At 39.9% G+C, this 23,530-nt stretch carries 25 protein-coding genes; 7 read left to right on the forward strand and 18 right to left on the reverse strand.

Annotated features, from left to right (window positions below; all coding sequences use genetic code 11):
• Window positions 1-112: 112 nt before the first annotated feature.
• From NSQ59_RS22120 to NSQ59_RS22150, 7 genes are all read right to left on the reverse strand, one after another.
• Window positions 113-526 (reverse strand): DUF1492 domain-containing protein, encoded by a 414-nt coding sequence (locus NSQ59_RS22120; protein ID WP_061129978.1) that lies wholly within the window; start codon window positions 524-526, stop codon window positions 113-115.
• Entirely contained in the window at window positions 523-744 is a 222-nt protein-coding gene (locus NSQ59_RS22125; RefSeq protein ID WP_015926212.1) for a hypothetical protein, read from the reverse strand. Before NSQ59_RS22125 ends, NSQ59_RS22120 begins: the two co-directional genes overlap by 4 nt.
• Entirely contained in the window at window positions 741-2,102 is a 1,362-nt protein-coding gene (locus NSQ59_RS22130) for a DEAD/DEAH box helicase (protein WP_340832785.1), read from the reverse strand. The genes NSQ59_RS22125 and NSQ59_RS22130 overlap by 4 nt, the downstream gene beginning before the upstream one ends.
• Window positions 2,083-2,364 carry a VRR-NUC domain-containing protein gene (locus NSQ59_RS22135; protein ID WP_340832786.1) on the reverse strand — a complete coding sequence of 94 codons (282 nt, stop codon included), beginning with the start codon at window positions 2,362-2,364 and terminating at the stop codon, window positions 2,083-2,085. The genes NSQ59_RS22130 and NSQ59_RS22135 overlap by 20 nt, the downstream gene beginning before the upstream one ends.
• A gap of 218 nt (window positions 2,365-2,582) precedes the next feature.
• Complete coding sequence (locus tag NSQ59_RS22140) at window positions 2,583-4,949, reverse strand: virulence-associated E family protein (RefSeq protein ID WP_340832787.1); 2,367 nt, start codon at window positions 4,947-4,949, stop codon at window positions 2,583-2,585.
• Entirely contained in the window at window positions 4,946-5,380 is a 435-nt protein-coding gene (locus NSQ59_RS22145) for a DUF7768 domain-containing protein (protein ID WP_055742211.1), read from the reverse strand. The genes NSQ59_RS22140 and NSQ59_RS22145 overlap by 4 nt, the downstream gene beginning before the upstream one ends.
• Window positions 5,380-6,132 carry a phage antirepressor KilAC domain-containing protein gene (locus tag NSQ59_RS22150; RefSeq protein WP_055742212.1) on the reverse strand — a complete coding sequence of 251 codons (753 nt, stop codon included), beginning with the start codon at window positions 6,130-6,132 and terminating at the stop codon, window positions 5,380-5,382. Before NSQ59_RS22150 ends, NSQ59_RS22145 begins: the two co-directional genes overlap by 1 nt.
• A gap of 310 nt (window positions 6,133-6,442) precedes the next feature.
• Here NSQ59_RS22150 and merR1 point away from each other — a divergent pair, with 310 nt between their 5' ends.
• Window positions 6,443-6,838 (forward strand): mercury resistance transcriptional regulator MerR1, encoded by a 396-nt coding sequence (gene merR1 / locus NSQ59_RS22155; protein WP_327806689.1) that lies wholly within the window; start codon window positions 6,443-6,445, stop codon window positions 6,836-6,838.
• A 55-nt stretch (window positions 6,839-6,893) separates the two neighbouring features.
• Window positions 6,894-7,352: a putative iron-sulfur cluster-binding metallochaperone gene (locus NSQ59_RS22160; protein WP_327806688.1), complete on the forward strand. Its 459-nt coding sequence runs from the start codon at window positions 6,894-6,896 to the stop codon at window positions 7,350-7,352.
• Window positions 7,353-7,533: 181 nt separating this feature from the next.
• Here NSQ59_RS22160 and NSQ59_RS22165 read toward each other — a convergent pair whose 3' ends face one another.
• The 8 genes from NSQ59_RS22165 to NSQ59_RS22200 all read right to left on the reverse strand — a co-directional run bounded on the left by NSQ59_RS22165 (window position 7,534) and on the right by NSQ59_RS22200 (window position 15,185).
• A complete protein-coding gene (locus NSQ59_RS22165; RefSeq protein ID WP_327806732.1) occupies window positions 7,534-9,468 on the reverse strand; it encodes a DNA polymerase in 1,935 nt (644 codons plus the stop codon).
• Entirely contained in the window at window positions 9,465-9,992 is a 528-nt protein-coding gene (locus NSQ59_RS22170; protein ID WP_212112531.1) for an NUMOD4 motif-containing HNH endonuclease, read from the reverse strand. The genes NSQ59_RS22165 and NSQ59_RS22170 overlap by 4 nt, the downstream gene beginning before the upstream one ends.
• Before the next feature lie 73 nt (window positions 9,993-10,065).
• A complete protein-coding gene (locus NSQ59_RS22175; protein WP_340832788.1) occupies window positions 10,066-10,614 on the reverse strand; it encodes a DUF2815 family protein in 549 nt (182 codons plus the stop codon).
• 4 nt (window positions 10,615-10,618) lie between these two features.
• Window positions 10,619-11,755: a DUF2800 domain-containing protein gene (locus tag NSQ59_RS22180; RefSeq protein ID WP_055742214.1), complete on the reverse strand. Its 1,137-nt coding sequence runs from the start codon at window positions 11,753-11,755 to the stop codon at window positions 10,619-10,621.
• Window positions 11,748-12,071: an rRNA biogenesis protein rrp5 gene (locus tag NSQ59_RS22185; protein WP_340832789.1), complete on the reverse strand. Its 324-nt coding sequence runs from the start codon at window positions 12,069-12,071 to the stop codon at window positions 11,748-11,750. The genes NSQ59_RS22180 and NSQ59_RS22185 overlap by 8 nt, the downstream gene beginning before the upstream one ends.
• Window positions 12,046-12,264, reverse strand: a complete 219-nt coding sequence (locus NSQ59_RS22190) for a hypothetical protein (protein ID WP_000682242.1) — start codon at window positions 12,262-12,264, stop codon at window positions 12,046-12,048. Before NSQ59_RS22190 ends, NSQ59_RS22185 begins: the two co-directional genes overlap by 26 nt.
• Before the next feature lie 46 nt (window positions 12,265-12,310).
• Window positions 12,311-12,844, reverse strand: a complete 534-nt coding sequence (locus NSQ59_RS22195; protein WP_000702208.1) for an ECF-type sigma factor — start codon at window positions 12,842-12,844, stop codon at window positions 12,311-12,313.
• 472 nt (window positions 12,845-13,316) lie between these two features.
• Window positions 13,317-15,185, reverse strand: coding sequence for a helix-turn-helix domain-containing protein (locus NSQ59_RS22200; protein ID WP_000918425.1), 1,869 nt, complete (start codon window positions 15,183-15,185; stop codon window positions 13,317-13,319).
• A gap of 201 nt (window positions 15,186-15,386) precedes the next feature.
• Here NSQ59_RS22200 and NSQ59_RS22205 point away from each other — a divergent pair, with 201 nt between their 5' ends.
• From NSQ59_RS22205 to NSQ59_RS22220, 4 genes are read left to right on the forward strand one after another with little or no spacing between them, the layout of a single operon-like run.
• Window positions 15,387-15,617 carry a helix-turn-helix domain-containing protein gene (locus NSQ59_RS22205; RefSeq protein WP_000028496.1) on the forward strand — a complete coding sequence of 77 codons (231 nt, stop codon included), beginning with the start codon at window positions 15,387-15,389 and terminating at the stop codon, window positions 15,615-15,617.
• Window positions 15,618-15,621: 4 nt separating this feature from the next.
• Window positions 15,622-16,770, forward strand: coding sequence for a restriction endonuclease PLD domain-containing protein (locus NSQ59_RS22210; RefSeq protein WP_000772283.1), 1,149 nt, complete (start codon window positions 15,622-15,624; stop codon window positions 16,768-16,770).
• Window positions 16,771-16,781: 11 nt separating this feature from the next.
• Complete coding sequence (locus tag NSQ59_RS22215; protein ID WP_001199693.1) at window positions 16,782-18,644, forward strand: Z1 domain-containing protein; 1,863 nt, start codon at window positions 16,782-16,784, stop codon at window positions 18,642-18,644.
• A gap of 14 nt (window positions 18,645-18,658) precedes the next feature.
• A complete protein-coding gene (locus NSQ59_RS22220) occupies window positions 18,659-19,615 on the forward strand; it encodes a restriction endonuclease PLD domain-containing protein (RefSeq protein WP_000494898.1) in 957 nt (318 codons plus the stop codon).
• A gap of 42 nt (window positions 19,616-19,657) precedes the next feature.
• On the opposite strand, the gene NSQ59_RS22225 is transcribed toward NSQ59_RS22220, so the two are convergent.
• From NSQ59_RS22225 to rlmD, 3 genes are all read right to left on the reverse strand, one after another.
• Complete coding sequence (locus NSQ59_RS22225; RefSeq protein WP_000577432.1) at window positions 19,658-20,710, reverse strand: DNA cytosine methyltransferase; 1,053 nt, start codon at window positions 20,708-20,710, stop codon at window positions 19,658-19,660.
• A 4-nt stretch (window positions 20,711-20,714) separates the two neighbouring features.
• Window positions 20,715-21,068, reverse strand: a complete 354-nt coding sequence (locus NSQ59_RS22230; protein WP_001114081.1) for a helix-turn-helix domain-containing protein — start codon at window positions 21,066-21,068, stop codon at window positions 20,715-20,717.
• A gap of 321 nt (window positions 21,069-21,389) precedes the next feature.
• Window positions 21,390-22,775 (reverse strand): 23S rRNA (uracil(1939)-C(5))-methyltransferase RlmD, encoded by a 1,386-nt coding sequence (gene rlmD / locus NSQ59_RS22235; RefSeq protein ID WP_340832790.1) that lies wholly within the window; start codon window positions 22,773-22,775, stop codon window positions 21,390-21,392.
• 178 nt (window positions 22,776-22,953) lie between these two features.
• Between rlmD and NSQ59_RS22240 the strand changes: the two genes are divergently transcribed.
• Window positions 22,954-23,520 (forward strand): helix-turn-helix domain-containing protein, encoded by a 567-nt coding sequence (locus NSQ59_RS22240; RefSeq protein WP_340832791.1) that lies wholly within the window; start codon window positions 22,954-22,956, stop codon window positions 23,518-23,520.
• Window positions 23,521-23,530: the final 10 nt, after the last annotated feature.

Raw genomic sequence — 23,530 nt, forward strand, 5'->3', positions numbered from 1 at the left:
GGTTCTCCCGTGAAGGCTTCTGTTTATTAATATTCCATACTACCATTATATAACTTTCACTACGGACAAACAGTGTCATCGTATGCCAAACTGTGCCACAGTGTGCCAACTTTTATTTTGGAACCTTTAAATGTTGCAAAGCGGATGAGTGGAGTCTGTGTACGGTTCTCATAGAAACATTAAGATTGACACAGATTTCTTCCCAGTTAAGAAAGTTAATGTATCGGTAGCGAAGAAGCAGCTTCTCATCCACATTTTCCATCTGGTTAATTGCTTCACGGATATCCGATTTCAGCTTTATTAATCGCTCAACCTCTTGTTGTATCTGTTGCTCCAAATCTATTATTCTAATCACATATTTTTCAAAGGGTGGGTCAGTACTCTTAGTTCTACTGACTTTTTCCTCAAGAACGGGGGATGAAACACTTCTTGATAGATCCCTTAAGTTTTTCAACTCTTCAAGGTCGGAGTTAATCAATTCATTCAGGCGATAAGCCTGCTTTAAGAATTCCTTTGCTGTCATCATCGCACCACCTCCTCTTGTAGCTGTTGAATTAACATGTCAGGGTTTAGAGAAGTGAGGACATTGAACAATCCAGAATGAAAGAAGCACTCTACCTCACGTTTCGTATATAAAGCAGAATCATTGCGAGGGTGTTTTGCTAGTCTTTTCAGTGCAAAACGATAATCCTTGACCGCCTGTAGAATAATGGCATTTGCCAGTTTTTCAAAAGCATCCATCATACAGCATCCCTCGCTTTCCCAAGGTTTGCTTTGACCGCATTGATAAGATCGGATTGTGTCTTTTCCTTTCGTTTCAAAGCCCTCATCACATCTTCATCAATCGTACCTTTAGTAATAATGTGATGAATAACCACTGTCTCATTTTGACCTTGTCTCCAAAGTCTCGCATTTGTTTGCTGATAGAGTTCTAGACTCCAAGTAAGTCCAAACCAGATAAGCGTTGAACCACCACTTTGTAAGTTAAGGCCGTGTCCCGCAGATGCAGGATGGATAACCGCTACAGAAATATCGCCGTTGCTCCAATCCTTGATATCCTTGGAAGTTTTAATTTCCCTGACATTGAATTTTGCCTTAATACGCTCTAAATCGTGATTATACCAATAGGCAATAAGCACAGGTTTGCCGTTAGCACCTTCAATTAAATCCTCAAGAGCATCTAGCTTGCGGTTGTGAATAATATGGGTTTTTTTATCATCATCATAGATAGCACCGTTTGCCATTTGCAGAAGTTTACCTGAAAGGACGGCTGCATTCATGGCATCAATCTCCTCATCAGCAAATTCAAGAACCATCTCTTCACGAAAGTGATCATATACGGATTGTTCTTTGTCATTTAGATACACAGGCACTTCATTTATCACACATTCTGGCATTTTAAGAAAATCGACCGACTTCATGGAAATGGTAATATCCGAAATGAGCCGATATATGGCATCTTCAGCACCTGGCAATGGTTTATATGAAAATATGATTTGCTGATTACGTTTATCCGGTGTAAAAAAGGAATTGCGGTAGTGAGTGATGTACCTGCCGAGTCTTTTACCCATGTCGAGAATACGAAACTCTGCCCACAAATCCATTAACCCATTACTGGAAGGTGTACCCGTAAGACCCACAATCCGTTTTGCCCTCGGTCTGACTTTTAGTAAACTTTTAAACCTTTTTGCTCCATAGGACTTAAAGGATGATAGTTCATCAATGACCACCATATCGAAATTAAAAGGAATACCGCTTTTGTTTACCAACCAATCAACATTTTCTCTGTTTATAAGATAGACACTTGCAGGTTTCCTTAGAGCCGCCAATCGCTCCTGCTCTGTTCCAATCGCTACCGAAAACTCCAGCCCTTTTAAATGCTCCCATTTATTTATCTCAGCCGGCCAAGTATCCCTCGCTACCCGAAGTGGGGCAATGACCAGAACCTTTCCAATTTCAAAACGATCAAGACATAAATCGAATATAGCCGTTAGAGTAATGACACTTTTGCCAAGACCCATTTCTAAAAACACTGCAGCGATGGGATGCTCTAGAATGAAGTTCGTTGCATAGGTCTGATATTTATGAGGATTGTATTTCACCCAGTATCCCTCCAATCTGCTTAACATCATCAATTACATAGCAGGTAAAGCCTAACTTCTGTAATTGCTTTATTCTTCTAATCTGTAACGGACGAGGTTTCTTTCCGGGAGCCTTTAATTCCACAAAAGCCATCTTCCCATATGGTAAAAGCACTAGGCGATCTGGCATTCCATCTAAACCTGGACTAACAAACTTCGCCGCAATGCCTCCCATCTTTTTTACCTCCGCTACCATTTTCTTTTCGATATATTTTTCAAGCATAAAAACCTCCCATATAAAAGGCTCGGAACAAGAAAACAACTTTGACCCAATTTTCCTATACGCGCGCGTATGCGTGTATGCACAGGCTACTATTACTTCTTTTTACTATTTATAACTAAATAGGTTACTTCTTGTTCCACTTGTTCCGAACCGTTGATTTTCCTTATCATTACTAACTTTAGGGAATGAACCAGTATGGGAACAAGGTAAGGGACAACTTAGCGTTGTTCCTCGACTCGGGAATAAGCTCGTTGCTTTCCGTAGACAGGAAACGTCACAACACCATTCTTGTTCCCAGTGTACTTGTTCCACTCACTGATCTTTCTCATAATGGCACCGATGGCATAGGAATCGGATGGTTTTAGCATTGATGCCTCTTTACCGAAACACTCACACCAAATTTCCATATTGCAAACAAGGGTTCTTTTTACTGTTCCAACACGGGTGCCGCCGCCAAATTCGCTACCGCCGAGGAAATTTCTACGCTCGTACAAAGACATTGTGTCCCAATCATCCGGTAAGAGCGTATCCAAGTAGGTACGAACCAGTCCTTCTCGTTCATCTGTTTCCATAGCATCTGCCTGTTCACTGGTTGCCATGGTTACATCATCACCTTCAAGGTAGAGTTTTTCGCCCTTCTCATAAAGAACTAGAGCCTCTGCCCAAATCTGCTGTACTTCCTCTTTGGTCATCTGCCAAGCTTTCTTTCTACTGTTACCGCTAATGCGGACTGGCCAAAATCTGCGGTTACCCGTAATATCCCGAAGAAATCCGCTTTCTGCATTGGTAGAACCCACAATTACGCATTGACGGGGATGGCTTTCGACGTTGACCCCATAACTGGCACGGTACTTATCATCCGCCCTCGAAATAAAGGACTTCACAATCTCCACATCCGTCTTACGCATTCCTGCAAGCTCACCGAGTTCCAACAACCAATATCCTTGAAGTTTCTCAGCCCCAGATTTATCTTTCATGTCCGTAATGGTCAAGCTGTCTGAAAACCAATCTCCAGCAAGTTTTGCAAAGAAGGTTGACTTACCGATACCTTGAGGACCATTTAAGATAAGAACACTATCAAACTTTGTGCCTGGTCTATAAATGCGGGCTACCGCTGCAACCATCGTTTTGCGGATGACTGCTTTTGTATAGGAATTATCTGTTGCACCGAAATAATCAATTAATAGATTATCTACTCGACTAATTCCATCCCATTTTGGCAGGGAGTCCAGATACTCCTTAACAGGATGGTAGGCTCGTTCTGACGCTACCGCCAACACAGCATCCTTGGTCTTGGTAGGAGAATAGACTCCGTATTTGCTGCTTAAGTACACCTTCAGCAGTGCATTGTCCGAATCATTCCAACCCACCTTGATCTGTTCCCAAGGCAGACCACCTTTGGCATCTATCCCATCACGGTGGCAATTGAAAGCTATATGCTGTAATTCCTCATCATGCCGAATAATCAAGACAATGTTATCCAATGTGTCTTTTATCCGACCTTGCTTATCCAGTTCCAAACCTGTCTGCCAATCCTCATCACTAAACTCCTCTTCAGCCTGAGCCTGTCTTTCCTTTGCGAACTCGGCTTTTACCGCTTCATCTTTTATAGCAAACTCGCACATTGCCACAAAAGACGGCATCCTGCCAGGAGCCGTAGTAGTGGAAGCTCTATCATCTAAAGAGCCGAATTTATGAATACGAACGAGATCAAAAGCATTAAGAAGCAGGCCGCTTGCTGGATCAGTAGCATGGTGGCTGTATGCGAATTTATCATCATAGATAATCACACCTGCACTACTGTCAGCTGGGATATAGTCATAGCGCCCTTCCATAGCGGATGGAGCATAAACTGCACCTAAAAATTTATCAATTGCTTCACAAACGGAATAGGCACGACAGAAAGTTCCTACCACACCTTCCTTTAAAAGCGGATCTGCTTGTTCTTTAAGACTGCGATTTATAACTTCAGACTGCCTGCTTGATACTGGCCAAGTTGATGTATCCCGCCAGTTTTGATATTTTGAAAGATAATCATCAGGGTCAAGTAATGCTCCATCCTGCTCTTTGTAGACAAATTGACCATTAGAGGAAGTGGATGGCCAATACATAAGGCGATGGGCTTCATATGTCGTATCATCGAAAAGGTCAATACCGATTTCTTTTGCCACCATACGTCCAACAGCTGCATATTCTTCTTCGCTGATCTCACGAGCAAGGGGAACAATAAGCCTGAGTCTTGGATTTTCCGGTGTGTGCTTATGGGTGGAGTAAACGCAACATTTGAAATCGAAAAGCATGCTGATTTGTTCCCAGATATCGGGTCTCCCATAATCCATATCAAGGGTGAGCAAAGAACGGCATAAAACATTGCCCTTCTTTCGCCTTCCTTCTTTTAAATATCCTCCGACATAGCCGCCCACGTCTTTGATATCATCTTGCTGACCTTTTTTAAGTTTCCGATATTCTTCTACCGTTTCTGTAGTACGTTGGGTTGTCTTTACACGGGAGCAAAAATCCTCCCAGGAGATATCTTTGTTTTTCCATTTTCTATCCATCCGGCTGTTGCCCACAGCGATTTTCATAAGCTTTCGACCTCCTCATGCTCTGGACTAAAATATCTGACCGTTTGTCTGCGTTTCTTGGCTACTTCAATCTCCCTTGCCATACCGCTTGAGATGGTATTGCCTAGCACCCACACCTCAGAGCATTTGCCCATAAGAACGATGTCCATAAATATGGCAAGCTCTCGTTCCTCTGGGTTTTCATCATCCATAAACTGCGGAAACATAAGGTGGGGAGCAATTGGGATACAGTTTTGGTCTAAGGCAAACCTGCAAAAACTGCGAGCCTTTTTAATGTTTCCTTCTACATCACCGGAATAGGGAGAACAGATATATACAAGTGGCTTAAAGGCAGATTTTTTCTCTGCCTTTTCCTTTCTCATTATGTTGGTCAGTGCTTCATGGGGAGTTGGGTCATGGTATCCTTCATGGTTAAATTTGTTGATCCCCATTACACACCCTCCATTTCTATCTGAGGCAAAATACCGTCCGCCTTCATCAGTTCGTAAATGAAGAGTCTGCCTTTTTGAGTCCAATATGTATGGACCTTTGTATGCTGTTCACCGTTACTGCCAAGGTAGCTATGTGTCTTAGTACTGGTGTAGCCTTTTTCCGCATACTTCTGATATAAGAGCCAAATGCCGCCTTGTTTAAACTGGATGCCCTTTTTATTAAGATAGCGGTTCATCCAAATAGCTGACTTGCCGTAATCTTTGGCAATTGCTGAGGTGGAAATGAGGTCTTTACAATTTAAAACTACATCGTAATAAGAGACTTTCGGTTTCATTTCTGCAATTTGCTGATTCTGAACAGCAACCGTACCTTCAAGCACTTTATTTTGATTCCTTACTTGAGTTAGTTGTTGATTGGCAAACTGTAATGCCCTTGCCATAATCGCCTCAGGGGAATTCCATCGTCTTTCTATTTCAAGAAAGTATTGACGGCATTGTTTTCCTTTTGGAGTACGCTGTATCATACATAGCTCTTTTGCCATATCAATTGTTAACTGATGGTCTATGCGTGGTCTGCCTCCAGTACTTTCGCTCAAAAATGAGCTAAAGTCTGATCCTTCCTCAAATCCGTACTCACACATTCTTGGAAACCAGTCTTTATAAGCGGTCTTTACTTCCAAGGCTTCATGTAAATCACGACCGAGTACGGTTGGTCGTTGATTTTCATAATTGATTTTTACTAATTCGTCCATACGAATTACCTCCTGCAATTTAGTCAGAGAGGAAACCCCTCTACCTAATAGCCACAGGAGGTAATGATTGTTGAGGATTTTCAAAAATTAATTTGGAATTCTGATTATCGTGCGGAATTTGTGTATGTTAAAATGGATTTAAAGATTGATTCAGTAGTTTTTTACTTCAACAAACGGACAAGATTATCGAGTAAGGCTTATTGAAAAATGACAGTGTATTTTAAGAAAGTAGAACGATAATAAAATATAAAATACTTTCCTTGACCCTGTACTAAGGTACAGGGTTTATAATTTATATGAGGTGACATAGATGCAATATCGTATTGGAGAACTGGCTGAAAAGTGTAGCGTAAACAAAGAGACCATTCGATATTATGAGCGTTTAGGATTAATCCCAGAGCCTAATCGTACCGAAAAAGGATATCGAATGTATTCCCTACAAACGATTGATCGATTGAATTTCATAAAACGGATGCAGGAATTGGGATTTACCTTAAATGAAATTGATAAATTGCTAGGGATTGTCGATCACAACGAAGTAAAATGCCGTGACATATATGATTTTACTGTTCTTAAATTAGAGGACATTAAGCGTAAAATTGAAGATCTTAAAAAAATTGAACGAATGTTGATAGACCTTAAAGATAGATGTCCTGAAAATAAAAATATTTATGAATGTCCTATTATCGAAACTTTAATGGATTAAGAAAAGACAGCAGAAGATACTTATAGAAATAATAAATTGTAAAGGTGGAAGAATGATGGAAGATTGTTGTAGTAACGTTAAAGAAATAAAAATTGAAAGTAATGGTAATTGTCCATCGTGTAAAAATAAAGCTAAAAGTGTAAAGTTGATTACACTAAAATCATTACTTAAACCATCTGCATTAGAAACATTAAACTCTAAAGAAAATCACTACTTTTGTTCAAACGAAGATTGTGAGGTAGTCTATTTTGATACGAAGAATAAAAAGTACATTATATCTGACATAAAGGTAGCTGTACATCAAAAAGATGCTTCAGCAACTACCCCAATTTGTTATTGTTTTGATTGGACAAAGGGAAAAATTAAACAATATGTGGAAAATAGACTTACTCCTAATCCTGTAGAGCATATTCGAGAAAATATAAAAGAAAACCGATGTGGTTGTGAAGTAAACAATCCACAAGGTAGTTGCTGTTTAGGCAATGTTACAACTTATATTAGAAAAATGTCATAAGGAACATAACATTTGCTTGTCTTCAACAAAATAAATTAATATTCTTTGGCAATCTGGCCATTTGAAGAACAAACAAGATAGCACGTACTAATCATAAAATAAGTGCTATCCTGTTTTCGTTGTTTAAAAGTCGACGGTCTTTTAACCTCTTTCCACAAGATAATCCGAATACCCAATTAACTTAATCTTTTTGATAAAACTGACACTCATAGCCATCAGCGCTAAGTAACAGGCCATTTGCCCATGTTGGTGTCCTAGCCATTTGTTCACAAATAGTAGAAAGTGACCTCCTCATATCCGCTTCGATTATAATTTCATCGTGTACATGAGCCACAATGGAACAATTCTTTAATGTCTGCATGGCATGACACAAAATGTCACGACTGATTGCCTGAACAATATTCTCTACAAACTTAGGCCCGTAGCTTTCGATTCTTTCCCATTTCTTTGTCCCACCGACCCCTTCGTAAGTAACCGACTCACCGCCAAACATATTCTCTCCCATACGAGGTTTCACATAGGCAAGCCGTCTGCCAGAAGGGAGGACAATAAAGAGCATTCCACTTTGATAGATAAATTTAATGCCGTGTGTCGCTGTGGGAGTTTTTTGCTTAACACAAGTTTTTACTGCACGGTCAACATCCCACCAAAGTTTTGTGATATTGGGATTGGATTGTCTCCAAGCCGTTACAAGAGGCTGAAGTTCATCTTCTTCGATTCCCATCTCCAAAGCGCCCATAGATTTTAATGCTCCAACAGATCCTCCGTAACCGAGGGCAAGTTCCGCAATTTTTCCTTTTTGGCGAAGATGTCCATTTACACCATGCTTTTCAACAGGTACATTAAACATCTGAGATGCACTGGCACAGTATATGTCACCGCCGTTTTGGAATACATCTAATCTCCATTTCTCTCCCGCAAGCCAAGCAATGACGCGAGCCTCAATCGCTGAAAAATCTGCCACTATGAACTTCATACCTTCTCGTGGTATAAAAGCGGTACGGATAAGTTCCGAAAGTACCTCTGGGATAGAATCATAGAGTAAAATAAGAGCATCAAAGTTTCCGCTACGAACTAAAGCACGAGCCTGTTCCAAATCGGGCATATGGTTTTGAGGGAGATTTTGTAGTTGAATAAGCCTGCCCGAAAACCTACCAGTTCTGTTTGCTCCATAAAATTGAAACATTCCTCTTGCACGACCATCATTACATACTGCATTCTCCATTGCCGTGTATTTTTTTATCGATGATTTTGCAAGCTGCTGACGAAGTTCCAAAACGGTACCTAGTGGTTCAGGTGCTGTCTTTAACATCTCAGCAACCGCTTTTTTACCAAGGCTATCTGTTTCCAATCCGTTATCAGCAAGCCATTCTTTCATTTGTTGTACAGAGTTTGGATTCTCCAAATTAGTTATATCCTGCATTAAAGCCATTAGCTTTTCCCGCGACTGTTCATCCATCTTGACGGCTTGTTTTACAAAAGCCATGTCAATAGCGATACCACGATCATTGATTTTCTGGTCAAGATGATATTCTGACCATATATTCTCTGGAAGCGGGAATTTAGATAGTCTCTGCTGTATTGACATCTCAGCTTCCACATCACGGAGGTTATATGCTTTAAATCGCTCCCATTTATCAATATCGTGTTTTGGCAGATTACGAACTCGTCCCCCGTTTGATTTAGTAGGGGAGCAAGGTGTACAGAAATATTTAATAAGGTCTTTTCCCTCTGTCAATTTTTGCTTTTCTAAACCTAAAACTGCACCGACCCCCTCTAGCGAAAGCGGAAGACCCATATATGCTGACCAGATCATGGAGCATTTCCAGGATGCAGGGTCAAGATATCCTGTGAGATTAAGCCATTTTGACAGACACACACGCTCAAACATTGCATTGAAAGCCCACTTGGTAACAGAATCATCCATAAGCGCGTTTATAATTTCATCTGAGATTTCCTCCCCACATGCAAGGTCAACCACTTGTACCCCACCACCGTCCACCGAATAGCCAAATAGTAGAACTTCAAAATCATCACTCTCGGCATAACGGTAAACTCCAGACTTTTGAAGATTGACACTGCTATAGGTCTCTAAATCTAAAGATAAACTGTTTATTTTAGCCACGAATATAACCTCCCAACTTTTATGCGACTAATAGTTGTTGGGGATACCTTATATTTATCCGCTATCTCTTTTCCAGTAAATCCACAGATCAACCTAAAACGAATATCGTATACATCTTCTATACTCAGTTTCCTCCAACTCTTTCCTTGGCGATAAACATCAAGGATATTATCAGTCCGAGTTCCATACCTCAAATTTGATAACCTATTATCTTGTGGATTGCCGTTTATATGCAAAACCTCTGTTCCTTCTGGTGGTTCTCCTACGAATGCTTTCATAACTAATTGGTGAACAGGTATACCATTGCTACCACGTCTTAAAACAACAGATTGATGACCAGCTTTACAATATCTTCCTGGTTTTAATATCCTTTCTGGCACAGTTCTAAGGAAAGGCTGTCTAGTATACCGATTTCTGCTCATAACTTTTCTTTTAAGGCTTTTAATTCTCCCTTCAGAACTAACTTGATATTCTCCCTCGTATCCAGAGATATCTCTCCATACTTCTATATCCATTTAATTACCGCCCTTTCCAATGCAAACGAGGTGGCAGAAGAACAACCTCCACCACCTCGTCTGTACCTATTCTTTATGCTAGAAAATCATCATCTTCAATAGTTGTGAAATCATCGGCTGCATTGGTTCTTCCACCTAAAGCCTCTCCATCTCTTATCTTTTGGATGTTGCCAAGACCACAAGCTACCCCCTTATTACCATTGGAGTTAAAGGCATAGAAATTAAGAGATACTCTTGCATAACAACCGCTGTACACCTCGTTGCGATCCAAGATAGGTCTAACTGCTTTATCTACTATTTGAGGTGGAGTCTTGCTGTTGGCATTTACAAAGTAATGCCCTTTATAAGCCTCATCATCACGTTCTACATCCCCATCACGAAGTGGCAGTTTGATAGCCGCCTTATTCGGCTTTTTTCCACCAAACTTCGCAAGGCCCTCTTCAATGGCTGCATCTACTGCTGCATTGATAGCATTGATGGTTTCCTTATCTGTTTTTGGAATCAATACGGAAACGCTGTACTTTTCCGCTCCGCCATTGATGGATACGGGTTCCCAGCCGTGAAAATAGCTAAGACGTGTGTTGACGCTTGTAACAACCTTCGTTCTGTTTTGATTATTCATATTCCTATTCCTCCGTTATCTCGTTAAATTCGTTTTTTACGTTTGATATATTCATAGCTGGCCGCTTATCCGAAAGTGGAACCAGCGTTGGCTTACCTGGTGGTTTATGTATGAGACCACCGAGGATTTCTTGAAATTTCGACTTACCCATCAGCTTCTGCATTTCCGTAAGGGTAATGAGACTCTGACGGTAAATATCTTTATAGCCGTTTGCCTTGGCTGCTTCAGCCACAGCCTCTTCGTCCTTATATTTACGGATAGACCTACCCTCAACTACCTTAAAACCGTGCCACTCTTTCCCGTGATTAACGGCGGCATCCGTAGCATAAGAAATGATTTCATTTGCCCACTTTGTAAGGTCGGACAATTTAGAGAGAACTTCCTCAATTTCAGAATCTGTAAGCAGGGGTGGCAGTTTAAATTCCATCTGTGCTAATTTCAGCTTTTCTTCTGCTCTTGCACGGCATTTAACAGCCGCTCGGCAGAATGTACACCATTCACCTGGAAGGTAGTCACCTTCGCCTTCATAGGCCTTTTTCGCCTTTGGCTTCAGCTCGTTTTCTGCCCAGTCTTTTAATTCCTTTACCGGGATTGTCCATGTACTGACATTTTCCCTGCGGGGTTGGAAGATGGTCATGGAAACCTCCTCGATATCATACAGGCTATCGTAGATTTCCAAAGCACCAAGGGCATACAATTTCATCTGCGGATTATCCACCGCATCTACTAACACACCCATGCCATACTTAAAATCGATAATATGAAGCTTTTTATCGCCAATGATGATGCAGTCACCAGTTCCGAACCCCTGTGGTACATAGCAGGAAAAATCAAGACGTTGTTCAATAAGTATTAACGGGTCCGTACAGCTTTGTTTTGCCAGTTCAAACTGCTCCATTACAAATTCCACATAAGCATCGCTGTGTTCTTCCATCTCATCGTTGTTATAAGTTGAAACAGGACGCTTACTTCTCATGTGAAGTGCTTTTTTAAGTTTATGTTCACAAAGAGCATGGGCGGCGGTGCCTTCAGCAGCTGCATTGGATTCGTTATTTTCAAATTCTAGTTCCAATCTTGCAGATGGAAGGCAATTCAGCCACCTATGGGACCCCGATGCGGAAAGTACTGCGTGATCACTCATTCCCTAGTACCTCCGCATCTTTCAACATATCTGCATAATGTTTCGGGTCAACTTCGCTTAATTTAGAGCCACCGTATTTTTGGATGATTTCTCTCACTTGGGCAGTAAGACCGGCTTGGCTCTTTTCAGCGAGTTTTGCTCTGACTTCCTCTAGAGTGATCTTCTTTTTCTTTGGCGCAGGTTCTTTTACAGGTGAAGTCGGCTCTTTTGCTTCGACAGGTTCATTGCCCGCCATTGCATCGGCAACCGCTTGTATGCTGTCTGCCAAAGAGCGCATATCTGAAACCACATCAAGAAGTAGTTTGATTTTGCTCATGGTTTAATCCTCCCTCCTTAATCTCACTAATGGCGAGTTCCTGTACGGTGTCACCCGGAACAAGGATAGTCAGTTTCTGCTTATCACCAAGTAAGAAACGGAGGAAACGCTCCCTTATGGTGACATTACGACAGGAAACAATCCCGCCAGATTGTGGAGTTTTTGAAACACTGATTTTTAAGTTGTGTTTCATGTTCTTCACCTCTTTCCGAGAGCGTTTATTTGCTGCCCTCTATCTATTAGCCGTGGCAAGAGGGGAAAGTTGAGGATTCTGGAAAAACTTTTTTGAAATTCTTCTTAGCTGTATCTAAACGGTGTGAAATGGCACTTTTACTAACACCCTCACGCTCTGCATACTCTGTTACAGAAACACCATCTAGGAATATAGCAATCAGTAACTCTGCTTGTTTTTCCTTGAGGGTCTTGCGGATAATTTCACAGAGGTATTCATACTCTTCTTGTTTCTCTCGAGTCACTTCATCGGTGTTATCAGGGAAATAGTCCATATGATCCGTTGCATCCTCAGATTCGTCATCTTTGCGGAATGGTTTCTTTGGCATCCCTCTGTGTCTATCAAATTTATGCCAGTTATTGTACTCGGGTTTGTTGAAACGCTCGTCCATAATCTCTTGTGGTGAACGGCGTGCTACAGTTTCCTTCTCCTCGACAGAAGATAGCCTGTCCTCGTAATCTGCATCAATCATTAAAGTGAAGTCCTCGTCTGGTACCTCTAGATAGATAGATTTGTTTTCGTGCTGAATTCTAATTTTCATTTTGCATCCTTTCCGCCGGACTGCATTGGCGGCAAAGGATACAAAAATAGGTCTGTGCCTCGAAGTACACAGACCCTTTGTCCTGAAAATGAGCGCAACAAGGTAAGGTACTTTTATTGCAACGCATAACAATCCTAAACGGACTGAAACGTAGCAATATGTATCCTTTGCCCTTATTGCAAATCAGGCATTTGATATTTTTTTGTAGACGAGGAATGGTCTAATTCTTGCTAACTACGAAGGACCTTTCCTTCGTCTAGTATTATTGTAAGAGAGAATTGGACAGCCTTGGCGGACACCTCATGCCCGTTAATTTCAGGCTTAAAATTAGGCTTTCCCTCACAAAAACACCTAAAAACGACAATAAAAAAAGCCATACACAAACCCCTAAAAGGATTCATGTATGGCTCACATATTTTGCAACTAAAAAACGGACATCCCGTGTCCGCTTTTTCAAAAATATTTTGATTTTTTATAATGGCTCTGCGCCATGTTCCTGTAAAAATGTTCTAATCTCATCCATCGATTTTGGATATAGGTGAGTCAATGCAAAATCATACCAAATATGACTATTGTTATTGAAGTTCAACGAAAATGGAGAATTGCTAATTATATGGTTACTAATTTTAGGTGGCAGATGAAGTCCAAGGCAAATTAAAACTATGGAATTAATAGAGCCTGGTTCTTCACCATTAACTATTCTTCTTATGGTACGCTCATTGACCATTATTTCCTCTGCTAATTCGTTATAAGTTACTTTTCTCCACTTACGAACTATTTTAAGAGAGCTGGTATAGCTATTTGGCAATTCATTATAGATTCGCATTTCTTCAGCTATTGTTTCGGCTAGTAGTTGGGCCTTCTTTTCTGGAGCCGCATACTCAAAACCATTACAATATTTTATATCAAAATCAATATTCGATGTCTTATCACGATTGAGAAAACATTCAGTATAATATCTTTCCTTGCACCCAGATTTGACTGATAACTCGAAAACCAAGCAGCACTCATCCATATGGGTTCGTGCATAGTTCGAAAGTACAGTCTGTCCAAATATATCCTGCGTTATATATTTTGGATGGTTTAAGACAAAGTGGGAATCTACATATATATAACTTCCGTCCCTAACTAAAGCGGCCATTTCTGGATTGGTTATGCTTTGGATGGCAGCATCCTCTGCACCTATAGAAAAGGTCTGATTTCTTTCAAGAGCACCCTTCTTAAATCTATGAGGCTTGACGTAGCGACCATCTATGTAAGTAAAGGTTCCGATTGCTTCCTCATATCCAGCATCAATCATTCGGATTTTAGCTGCTGTCCGAGATACACTGAAGAACGTTGCTAATGCATCAATAACTGGCTCCATTACATCTATAAGTTCAGATGTTCCCAGTTCTGAACGGAATTGCTTAATAAATTTGAACGCTTGGGTTTTAAACATAGCAAGTGGCATTTGTATCTTTGGAGCGAGGGCATTCGCCTGCCACTCCATCCAGTCAGTTGCATCTCTGGTATTGTCTTTTATACCTCCGACCACCTGACACTTGATTCGTGTGGCACTGCTGTTATACAACCGCTCCAATTCAAATGCTTTTCTATGTTGATCCCAATGAACACACTCATGCACAATAGTATTATTGACTGATCCCAGATTACGAAGGAAGTAAGCTTTAGGGTCCACGATTATTGTACGGCCACTCACACGGGTCTGTACCATTTCATCGATGTCTACATTATAAAATTCTGCATCACAGTCGTGAAAGTATATCTGCCCAAAAACAGAGAAATCCTTTGTAATCTCCCTCATTTCTACTGTAAGGCCCATTTTTTCTGCCAACACCTGTGGCTCAACTGCCATTGGGGTTTTTAATGCTTCAGGGTAATGTCTTCTAAGGAAGTCTGTGGCAACAGATTCTAGTTGTTCCTTATGAATGATAGGGACAAGGGAGTCTGACATAGGTTTCGGCTGCTTATTTTTGCTAGTATACTCCGTTATACTAGAGATTGAAAAATCATCCAAATTGCAATCCAAATCACCTGAGCATTCTAGCATAAACCATTGCCGGCAATTTTCTGATTCATCATAACGATGATTTGATTCACGGACTTCGAATTCCGCTTCAACAGCAACATCAAATTCTATTTTCATGTCCGGTAAGTCATTAACAGATACGAACTTTACTTCTATATCTGATAACTCAATGCCGCCAATGTTTTGAACTCTGTATAACCGTAAGTCTAAATCTTCACAATTATCCGTTGCATAGGTTTGTATGGCAGAAAATATCTCATTATAGAATCTACCATCCACGTAATCTTTAAAAGAACGATTACCCGCCAAGGCACTCCCTCCTCACCCCATATGAAATTAATATCTTTAAGGATTTTTACTATTCAAACATTAGTTCATAGGTAAATTATAACATGTATTTTGATTGCCTCAACATTTATTTTACGTTTGCGAATTTTAATTGTTGCTTCGCTAACTTTGTGATAAACTTTATTTATTAACTTAGGCTAGGTACTAAGGCGAGGTGATATTATGTCCATAAGTTATAAAAAACTATGGAAACTTCTTATTGATAGAGATATGAAAAAAAAGGACTTAAGAGAAGCAGCTGGTATTAGTACAGCTTCAATGGCTAAGCTTGGAAAAAATGAAAATGTTAATACTGACATTTTAATAAAAGTATGTAAGGCGCTTAACTGCGATATTTCAGATATTATGGAGATTGAAAAAACTACAGAAACCCCACCAAAAACAAAGGAGTGAGCTAATGAAACTGTTATATTCAAACATCCTACCTCTTGGAACATCAGAGGGTCAACAAACAATTATAAATTGTTTTAACGAGCAAATTGCAAAATCAGACCGTGTTGAAATTGCGGTTGGATATATTTCTCGTGTTGCCTTGGAAGAACTCGACAATCTGGTCGAAGAGCATAATATATCTAGTATATGCCTTACCATTGGAATGTACTTCATCGAAGGAATGCCAGAAGGATCATATAATACTGCTTTAGAAATCAACAAAAAATGGACAGAGACTGGTATAGGTGAAATTAAGATCGTAAAAGCATTCAAATATCATGGAAAAGTATACTGCTTTTATAAAGATGGGCAACCTTTTTCTGCTATTATTGGTTCCGCAAACTTAGGTGTAATCAAATTAGATGCTAATAACCGTAGGCAATATGAAATCTCATCGGTTACTGATGATGCTACTGAATGTAAAGAAATTGCTGAATTTTTAGAGAAGCTAAAGGCTCAGAACTGCTCTGATAATATTGCTAACATTATAGGAATGCCAATAGTCAGGGAAGTTAACACATCACTTAGTGGCATTGATACGGTAACACAGATTCCCCAAACTGGTGTACAGCTTTATGAACAGCATAAAACAGACGTTTCTTTTGTACTGCCATTAAAAGTTCCTGCTTACGATGAGCGGCATATGGATGATGGTAAGCATTTCACAAAGTCAAATATAAATGTTAGCTATGCCGCACCACGAAGTAAAAGGAAATCCCGTGATTGGTACGAAACTCAATTGACTGTTAGCAAAGCGATAACTCGTTCAGAAGGTTACCCTGAAAAAAACAAGCCTTTTTTTGTTGTAACCGATGATGGCTATTGGTTTAAAGCTCATACCACAAGCGATGGCAATAAACAATTCAGTGCTGTTGGCGATGAACTCATTCTTGGTCGTTGGATTAAAGGTAGACTTGCAGCAGCAGGTTTAGTAACACCAGTTAATGACACCCAAGCTGATACTGATCGTAAGGGAATGATTACGAAAGAAATGTTACAAGCATACGGTTGCGATAGCCTTGTACTTTCAAAAACAGATCAGAAAGCATTGGACGAAGATGGCACCGAGCTTGATGTGTGGGTTTTATCGTTTGAAACAATTACTAACGAATGAGAGGTGTATCAATGCAATATTTAAAAAAATACTTGCAAAAAATAAAAGAGCGAGGTAACGAAAAATTAGCTGAGTCCATTTCCAAAACAGCTGAAGATATTGGCAATCAACATATTCGCAATTTTTCATTTATAAGTCATGAGATTGGCTTGTTGTTTGGTAATGTGCAATCTGGAAAAACTGGTCAAATGTTTGGCGTTATGTGCAAAGCTGCAGATTTAGGATTTCCCGCATTCATCTTACTCACAACAGACAATGTTGTCTTGCAACAACAAACCTTAGATCGAGTTAGAGACGACTTAGACGGCTTCTGTATTTGTGGCGAAAACGACTCAGGCTTATTTATTGAAAATAGCCTTGTTAAGCCAGCCATTGTCGTTCTAAAGAAAAATGCAAGAGTACTAAGATTGTGGGCAAATGTATTTAATTCTACAGGCTTTATGAAGGGCAACCCTCTATTCATCGTTGATGATGAGGCGGATGCGGCTTCCTTAAATACTCTAATAAACCGTAATAGTCAGTCATCAATTAATAGATATCTGGATTCTATAAAAAATGGAGCATCAAGTAGCTTATACTTACAGGTTACAGGTACGCCTCAAGCAATCTTATTACAGACCCTTGCGTCTGGTTGGCATCCATATTTTACATACTACTTCCATCCAGGGGATGGCTATTTAGGTGGAGACTTTTTCTTTCCAACAAGCGGTAAACCTGAATGCATTGATTTTCTTGAAACTATCAAACGACCGACACGAAGTGTTGTTATACGCCACCTTGCTGTATCTGCTCAGATTTTAGCATCAAAAGGAAAAGTATCAAATTGCCTTCTACATCCGAGCGTACGACAAAATGTCCACCAGCGTTTTGCTGACGATGTCGCAAAGGAACTAGATTGGTGTATGGAGCATATCAATACCGAATTCATCACAGAATTACAAACCCACTATGATTCTTTAGAACCCAACAAAAGTGAGAAACTTTCTTTTGAAGTTATCTATAAAACTACTAAGGATTTGTTGGAAAACAAAGGGATAAAAATTCTTGTTATGAATGGAAAAACAGATGTTGAGAGTCCAGATTATGCAACAGGCTGTAATTTTATCGTAGGCGGAAACACTCTAGGCCGAGGCGTAACTTTTCCAGGGCTACAGACAATTTATTATACAAGAACCAGCAAAAAGCCTCAGGCGGATACTATGTGGCAACATAGTAGGATGTTTGGTTATGACAGAGACTCTGGCATGATGAAGATATTTATAGATGAACAACTCTATAAATTATTTGCGGACATTAACGCTACTAATAATGCCATTATCGCACAAGTAGAGCAAGGAATTGAAAACATAAAAATTTATTATCCAATTGGATTGAATCCAACTCGAAGGAATGTAATTGATAACAAACGAGTCAATATCCTTTCAGGGGGAACGAACTATTATCCGTTCTACCCAGATAATAACACCATAGATGATATATCAAAACTATTGGAGCCTTTCTCCAATGATGATCCTTATTACCAGGTAAATTTGAGGTTAATTAAGAAAATATTATCTCACATTATTGCTAGCCCAGATTTCAAGTTAGATGCATTCCTTTCTGTCATTGATACACTTCTTTCAGAACAACCAGCTGGACAGGGTATTTTGATTGTCAGAAGAGGAAGAGATGTTGCACAAGGGACAGGAGCCTTGTTGTCTCCGAACGACTGGAAACTAGGTGGCACTTTCCATGACAAAGTAGTTCTGACCATGTATCAAGTGACTGGTACTAAGGGATGGGGTGGAAAAGCAATCTGGGTGCCAAATATTAAACTTCCTCACGATACAATGTATTATGATGTGTCTGAGGATGATATAGAAGAAGAAGCATAGGAGGGCAAGAATGGATGTTCACCAACAACATAGCAAAAAGGATTTTATTTGCCCCTCCACTCCAAGGAGCGGACACTTTATTAATATTAAGCGGATATGCTACCCCTAATATGGCATCATGGCTTATTAAGAGTTTTCAAGAACAAAATATGCACCCTCTAAATATTTCATTGCTTATTGGAATGGTTCCTTACGATGGATTAAGCGTTCCTATACATGAGGGCTTTATGGAACTCCATGGCAAAACATATCCAAAAGCAGTGGATAGCTTTTCATGTAGTTATGTTTGCGAAAACCCTCCAGTTCACGCAAATTTATACATTTGGCTAAAGGAAGAATCACCAGTACAGGCATATACAGGTTCAGCTGATTTTGTGCAGAATGCATTTATCCAATCCAGAAAAGAAATAGTTGTATGCTGTGATCCTAAAGAAGCTTATAAGTTTTATGAAGAAGTTGAAGCAAACTCAATTTATTGTAACCATGCAGAGGTCGAAGACCATATCGTTCTCCGTCCAACACATCAAATTCTTGATGCTGAAAACAAGCCTCTAACCACTTTGGCTGGCGAGGGTATTACTTCTACGACTCTATCGCTTCTCACAAATAAGGGTGAAGTTGGAGAAAAATCCGGATTAAATTGGGGTCAACGAAAGGGCAGAAACAAAAACGAAGCTTATATACATCTTCCTGCAAAAATTGCAAGAAGCGGTTTCTTCCCGTTAAATAAACAACACTTTACTGTTATTACAGACGATGGTCATACTCTTCTCCTAAGAGTTGAGCAACAAAACGACAAAGCAATTACAACACCTCTTAGCAACGCTCAACTCGGAGAATACTTCCGAAACCGTTTAGGTCTTGGAAATGGTGCGTTCGTAACAAAACAAGATTTACTAAACTATGGAAGAACAGATGTTACCTTTTACAAAATCGACGATGAGCAGTACTTTATGGATTTCCATGTATAAACAAAGCAGTTACTTTGCCTTCTCTACAAAGTAACTGCTTTTTCATTCTTTAATACTTGGCTCTACGCTCTCATATTCAATTCCAGCAAAACACTTCAATATTGCCTCAAAAATGATTTTTGCACCCTGACAAGGTACTGCCATTCCAATTTGTTTGCGTACACTCTCTTTACTTCCTACGAATCTATAAGTATCAGGGAAAGTCTGTAATCTTGCCCGCTCTCTGTTAGTCAATGCTCGTGGTTCTTCCCAATGGTAAATATGTGTTCCTCCACCACCGCTTCCCGTAACCGTATAGGAAGGCTTAGTTGGATCGAGCCTCTTATATATTTGACTTATTTTTGCTCCTCTAATATTAAGTCGCAAATCTTCTGGAAGGTCTGCCGTAAATGCATTTTGTCCAGGTAGAATATGCTGCAACCTTCTAACAACAGTTTCGGATTGTCTTGTCAATTCATTATTATATGCATCCTCTGGAATAGGGGGATTTTCTATTGCATTTTTGCAAGTATTATCGATTCCGACATAGGGTGCTGTCGATGGGACTTTAAATTCAACATCGATGTCATCCCGTATGCCAACGATAATCAAACGGTGCCTCGCTTGAGGGACTCCGTATTCCTCAAATTTGTAGAGATGAGGTGTAATTGTATAGCCAGCTTCCCTCAGTTCCTTGAGAATCTTAGTGAAGGCTTTCCCATCATTTGCATTTCTAAGTCCTCCAACATTTTCTGCTAAAAACCACTTGGGTTTAAACAGTTTTAGAGCTTTGACACCATACGAATACAAGGGACCGAATACCCCGTCCATACCTTTTTGCTCACCAACAACACTATAGTCATTGCATGGGAAACCAAATGCCAATGCATCAATCGGGGCTAGTTTAGACATATCGAATTTGCGAATATCCGCATGGTAAACAGTATTAGGAGTATCAGGACAGATATTTAATCTATATGTTTCACAGGTATCTGCGTCATAGTCATTTGCCCACTGATGTACAATCGCAAAGTTTGGATCTTCAATACTAGCATTCATTGCACCCCAAGCGATCCCACCTGGGCCGCAAAATAATTCACCTAATCTAAATATCATAATATCACTCTCCCTCCTTTGAAATACCAATTTTATTACCGTTCCGCATAGTCAAAAAATCTATGAACAATTGCACCATTGCTACCCCCTCATCATCTAAGTTTTCTAAACCATGAATCTGGCAATTGGGATGCATATCATTTTCTGATATATAACCTGCGGCTAACAATATTTCAAACGGGTGAAAATTTAAAGCACGTGCGATTTCACATAATGTTGCCCAATTAGGGTTTTTTCTAGTTCCGTTCTCAATTTTCATTATTTCACTGTCGCTTGAGCCACAAGCAATTGCTAACTTTTTAAGAGAAAGCCCCATGGCTTCTCGACGACTTTTAATCATTTGTCCTATCTCAGGCATCCTCTCACCTCTGCATCATCTTATCATCTTCGCTGCCTTTTGTCAAGAACATCTTACTTAAACGCTGCCCAAAAGCAGCAATGTAGTAATTTTCAATTTAATGCACAGCTCTTCTCCTATACTCAGACCACATCTATTCTATCTCCACAACCCTATGAAGTTATCTATTCTGTCAACTCAACCCCACGCACTTTATTACAGTCGACCTGTTTCCTCAATAAACAAAAACAAGGATTTTCAAGATTGAAAGGCACTGCCAGTCATCAGACAGAAAATCTTCCAACCTCGGAAACCCTTTATTTATCAGTACTTTGAATAGTCCTATTTTTCAACCCTTGACATCAATACTACCGTCTCAACGTGCGCCGTCTGCGGAAACATATCCACAGGCTGCAAATACTCCACCTTATACTTTGAACTCAACACCTGAAGATCCTTAGCCAACGTAGATGGATTACACGATACATATACAAACTTCTTCGGTTTCACTTTCAAAATCGTATCTAAAAATTTCGCATCACAGCCTGTCCTTGGCGGATCCACCACTACCACATCTGGTCGCCATCCCTCTTTCACCCATTTCAGCATGAGCTCTTCCGCTTTGCCCGTAAAATAGCTGGCATTTTCTACACCATGCTTCCTTGCGTTTTTCTTAGCATCCTCGATACCTTCAGGGATGACATCCATACCGCGAATTTCAGCGGCACCGTCTGCCAACCAGAGTCCAATAGTTCCCACACCGCAATAAGCATCCACGATTTTTTCCTTTCCTGTAAGTCCGGCCGCTTTTTTTACTTCGTTATATAGTTTGACCGTTTGAACAGGATTGAGCTGGAAGAATGCACGGGCCGATAACTCGTATGTAAATTCTTCAAGACGTTCCTCCACAATTTTATCACCGGCTAAATGAATAGTTTCATCGCCCAAAATAATCGACGTCTTTTTCGGATTTACGTTTTGCATGATGGACACAACTTCAGGTAATCGCTTTTTAATTTCAGAAATGATCATTTCTTTACGTGGCAATTCTTTTTTAGCTGTGACAAGCATAACTTGAACTTGGCCTGTTTCGATACCTACACGTGTTACGATCGTCCGGACAATACCTTTTCTTGTTTTTTCATTATAAATAGGGATTTTGAAATCAGCTAAGATTTGTTTTACGACATTAGTTACTTTATTGGTAACTGGTTGCTGGACGATGCATTCTGGAATGTTGATTAATCTATGGGAATCAATACTGTACATTCCAGCGATGACTTTTCCGTGGTCCTCTCCAAGCTGGAACTGGCTCTTGTTGCGATAATGCCAGGGGTTGTCCATTCCGATTGTTTCTCGGATATCCATCTCCTCTAAATGAAAACGGGTATGTCTTTCTAGCGCCTGAATCAAAATGTCTCGCTTTTCTTTCAGTTGTTGGCCATATTCTAAATGTTGAAGCTGACATCCTCCGCATTGTTCATAGACGATGCACGGTGCTTTTACTCTGTGCTCAGAACGTTTTCGCACCTTTTTCACAATTGCCTCTGCATATTTGGGATGAGCTTTTGTTACCTCTACTACGACCTCTTCACCTGGAAGAGCACCCGGTACGAAGACGACTTGTTTTTTAAAGTAGCCAACCCCTTCTCCGTTAATTCCTAATCGTTTGATTGTTAAAGGGAATTGTTGTTTTTCTTTTATCAATAATGTTTTCTCGTTTTTCAACAATAATCACTCCGCCTGTCCATGTTTCATATGTAATTCGCATTTTAGTTTTCTGTATTATACCACAATGTTAAACAGCAATAATCTTTACCAATATGCACCATTCACCCAATTGCGAGCAAAAATATGTTATAATATAAATAAAGAAATAATATAGCATACACATCAAAGGAGCGTTATGGACAAAAACTTCTTATCTGTACAAATTGGTCAGCGTTTACGCTTTTACAGGCAGCAACGAAAGCTTTCTTTGGATGAGGTTGCAGAGATTACGGGAGTCAGCAAACCAATGCTCGGTCAAATTGAACGCGGTACATCAAATCCAACCGTTGCGGTGCTTTGGAAAATTGCAGCTGGTTTGCAGGTGCCAATTGCTTCCTTTTTAATGCAAAATCCGTCCATTAAATATCTTCCGATGAAGGATCAGCCATTTTTAAAGGAAGACAATGATCTGTTTGAGACATATAATACATTCGCTTCTCCGGGAATTCCTTTAGAAAACTATCATATTCGGATGATGCCAGGATGCACTCATCATTCAGAAGCGAAAGGAATAGGCGTTATTAAAATTGTTACCGTTTATACCGGGAGCTTATCGATTGAAATTGGGGAGGAAGAGTACACACTAGAAAAAGGGGATGCGATTTCCTTTTCCACTGACGTTGATCAAATGTATCGGAATCTAAAAGAGGAACCATGTGAATTTAATATGGTTATTCATTATTCAAATCCACAATTTATCTAAAATGAAAGGG

The sequence above is a fragment of the Margalitia sp. FSL K6-0131 genome, from assembly GCF_038008735.1.
Lineage (GTDB): Bacteria > Bacillota > Bacilli > Bacillales > Bacillaceae_C > Margalitia > Margalitia shackletonii.

Bases quoted from the DNA above. Each gene is read 5' to 3' on its own strand.
- NSQ59_RS22170 (WP_212112531.1), bottom strand. From the start codon at position 9,992: ATGGATATAGAAGTATGGAGAGATATCTCTGGATACGAGGGAGAATAT.
- NSQ59_RS22195 (WP_000702208.1), bottom strand. From the start codon at position 12,844: ATGAAAATTAGAATTCAGCACGAAAACAAATCTATCTATCTAGAGGTA.
- merR1 (WP_327806689.1), top strand. From the start codon at position 6,443: ATGCAATATCGTATTGGAGAACTGGCTGAAAAGTGTAGCGTAAACAAA.
- NSQ59_RS22190 (WP_000682242.1), bottom strand. From the start codon at position 12,264: ATGAAACACAACTTAAAAATCAGTGTTTCAAAAACTCCACAATCTGGC.
- NSQ59_RS22175 (WP_340832788.1), bottom strand. From the start codon at position 10,614: ATGAATAATCAAAACAGAACGAAGGTTGTTACAAGCGTCAACACACGT.
- NSQ59_RS22215 (WP_001199693.1), top strand. From the start codon at position 16,782: ATGCAATATTTAAAAAAATACTTGCAAAAAATAAAAGAGCGAGGTAAC.
- NSQ59_RS22185 (WP_340832789.1), bottom strand. From the start codon at position 12,071: ATGAGCAAAATCAAACTACTTCTTGATGTGGTTTCAGATATGCGCTCT.
- NSQ59_RS22210 (WP_000772283.1), top strand. From the start codon at position 15,622: ATGAAACTGTTATATTCAAACATCCTACCTCTTGGAACATCAGAGGGT.
- NSQ59_RS22140 (WP_340832787.1), bottom strand. From the start codon at position 4,949: ATGAAAATCGCTGTGGGCAACAGCCGGATGGATAGAAAATGGAAAAAC.
- NSQ59_RS22240 (WP_340832791.1), top strand. From the start codon at position 22,954: ATGGACAAAAACTTCTTATCTGTACAAATTGGTCAGCGTTTACGCTTT.
- NSQ59_RS22145 (WP_055742211.1), bottom strand. From the start codon at position 5,380: ATGGGGATCAACAAATTTAACCATGAAGGATACCATGACCCAACTCCC.
- NSQ59_RS22225 (WP_000577432.1), bottom strand. From the start codon at position 20,710: ATGATATTTAGATTAGGTGAATTATTTTGCGGCCCAGGTGGGATCGCT.
- NSQ59_RS22150 (WP_055742212.1), bottom strand. From the start codon at position 6,132: ATGGACGAATTAGTAAAAATCAATTATGAAAATCAACGACCAACCGTA.
- NSQ59_RS22160 (WP_327806688.1), top strand. From the start codon at position 6,894: ATGGAAGATTGTTGTAGTAACGTTAAAGAAATAAAAATTGAAAGTAAT.
- NSQ59_RS22220 (WP_000494898.1), top strand. From the start codon at position 18,659: ATGTTCACCAACAACATAGCAAAAAGGATTTTATTTGCCCCTCCACTC.
- NSQ59_RS22180 (WP_055742214.1), bottom strand. From the start codon at position 11,755: ATGAGTGATCACGCAGTACTTTCCGCATCGGGGTCCCATAGGTGGCTG.
- NSQ59_RS22135 (WP_340832786.1), bottom strand. From the start codon at position 2,364: ATGCTTGAAAAATATATCGAAAAGAAAATGGTAGCGGAGGTAAAAAAG.
- NSQ59_RS22205 (WP_000028496.1), top strand. From the start codon at position 15,387: ATGTCCATAAGTTATAAAAAACTATGGAAACTTCTTATTGATAGAGAT.
- NSQ59_RS22230 (WP_001114081.1), bottom strand. From the start codon at position 21,068: ATGCCTGAGATAGGACAAATGATTAAAAGTCGTCGAGAAGCCATGGGG.
- NSQ59_RS22120 (WP_061129978.1), bottom strand. From the start codon at position 526: ATGATGACAGCAAAGGAATTCTTAAAGCAGGCTTATCGCCTGAATGAA.
- NSQ59_RS22125 (WP_015926212.1), bottom strand. From the start codon at position 744: ATGATGGATGCTTTTGAAAAACTGGCAAATGCCATTATTCTACAGGCG.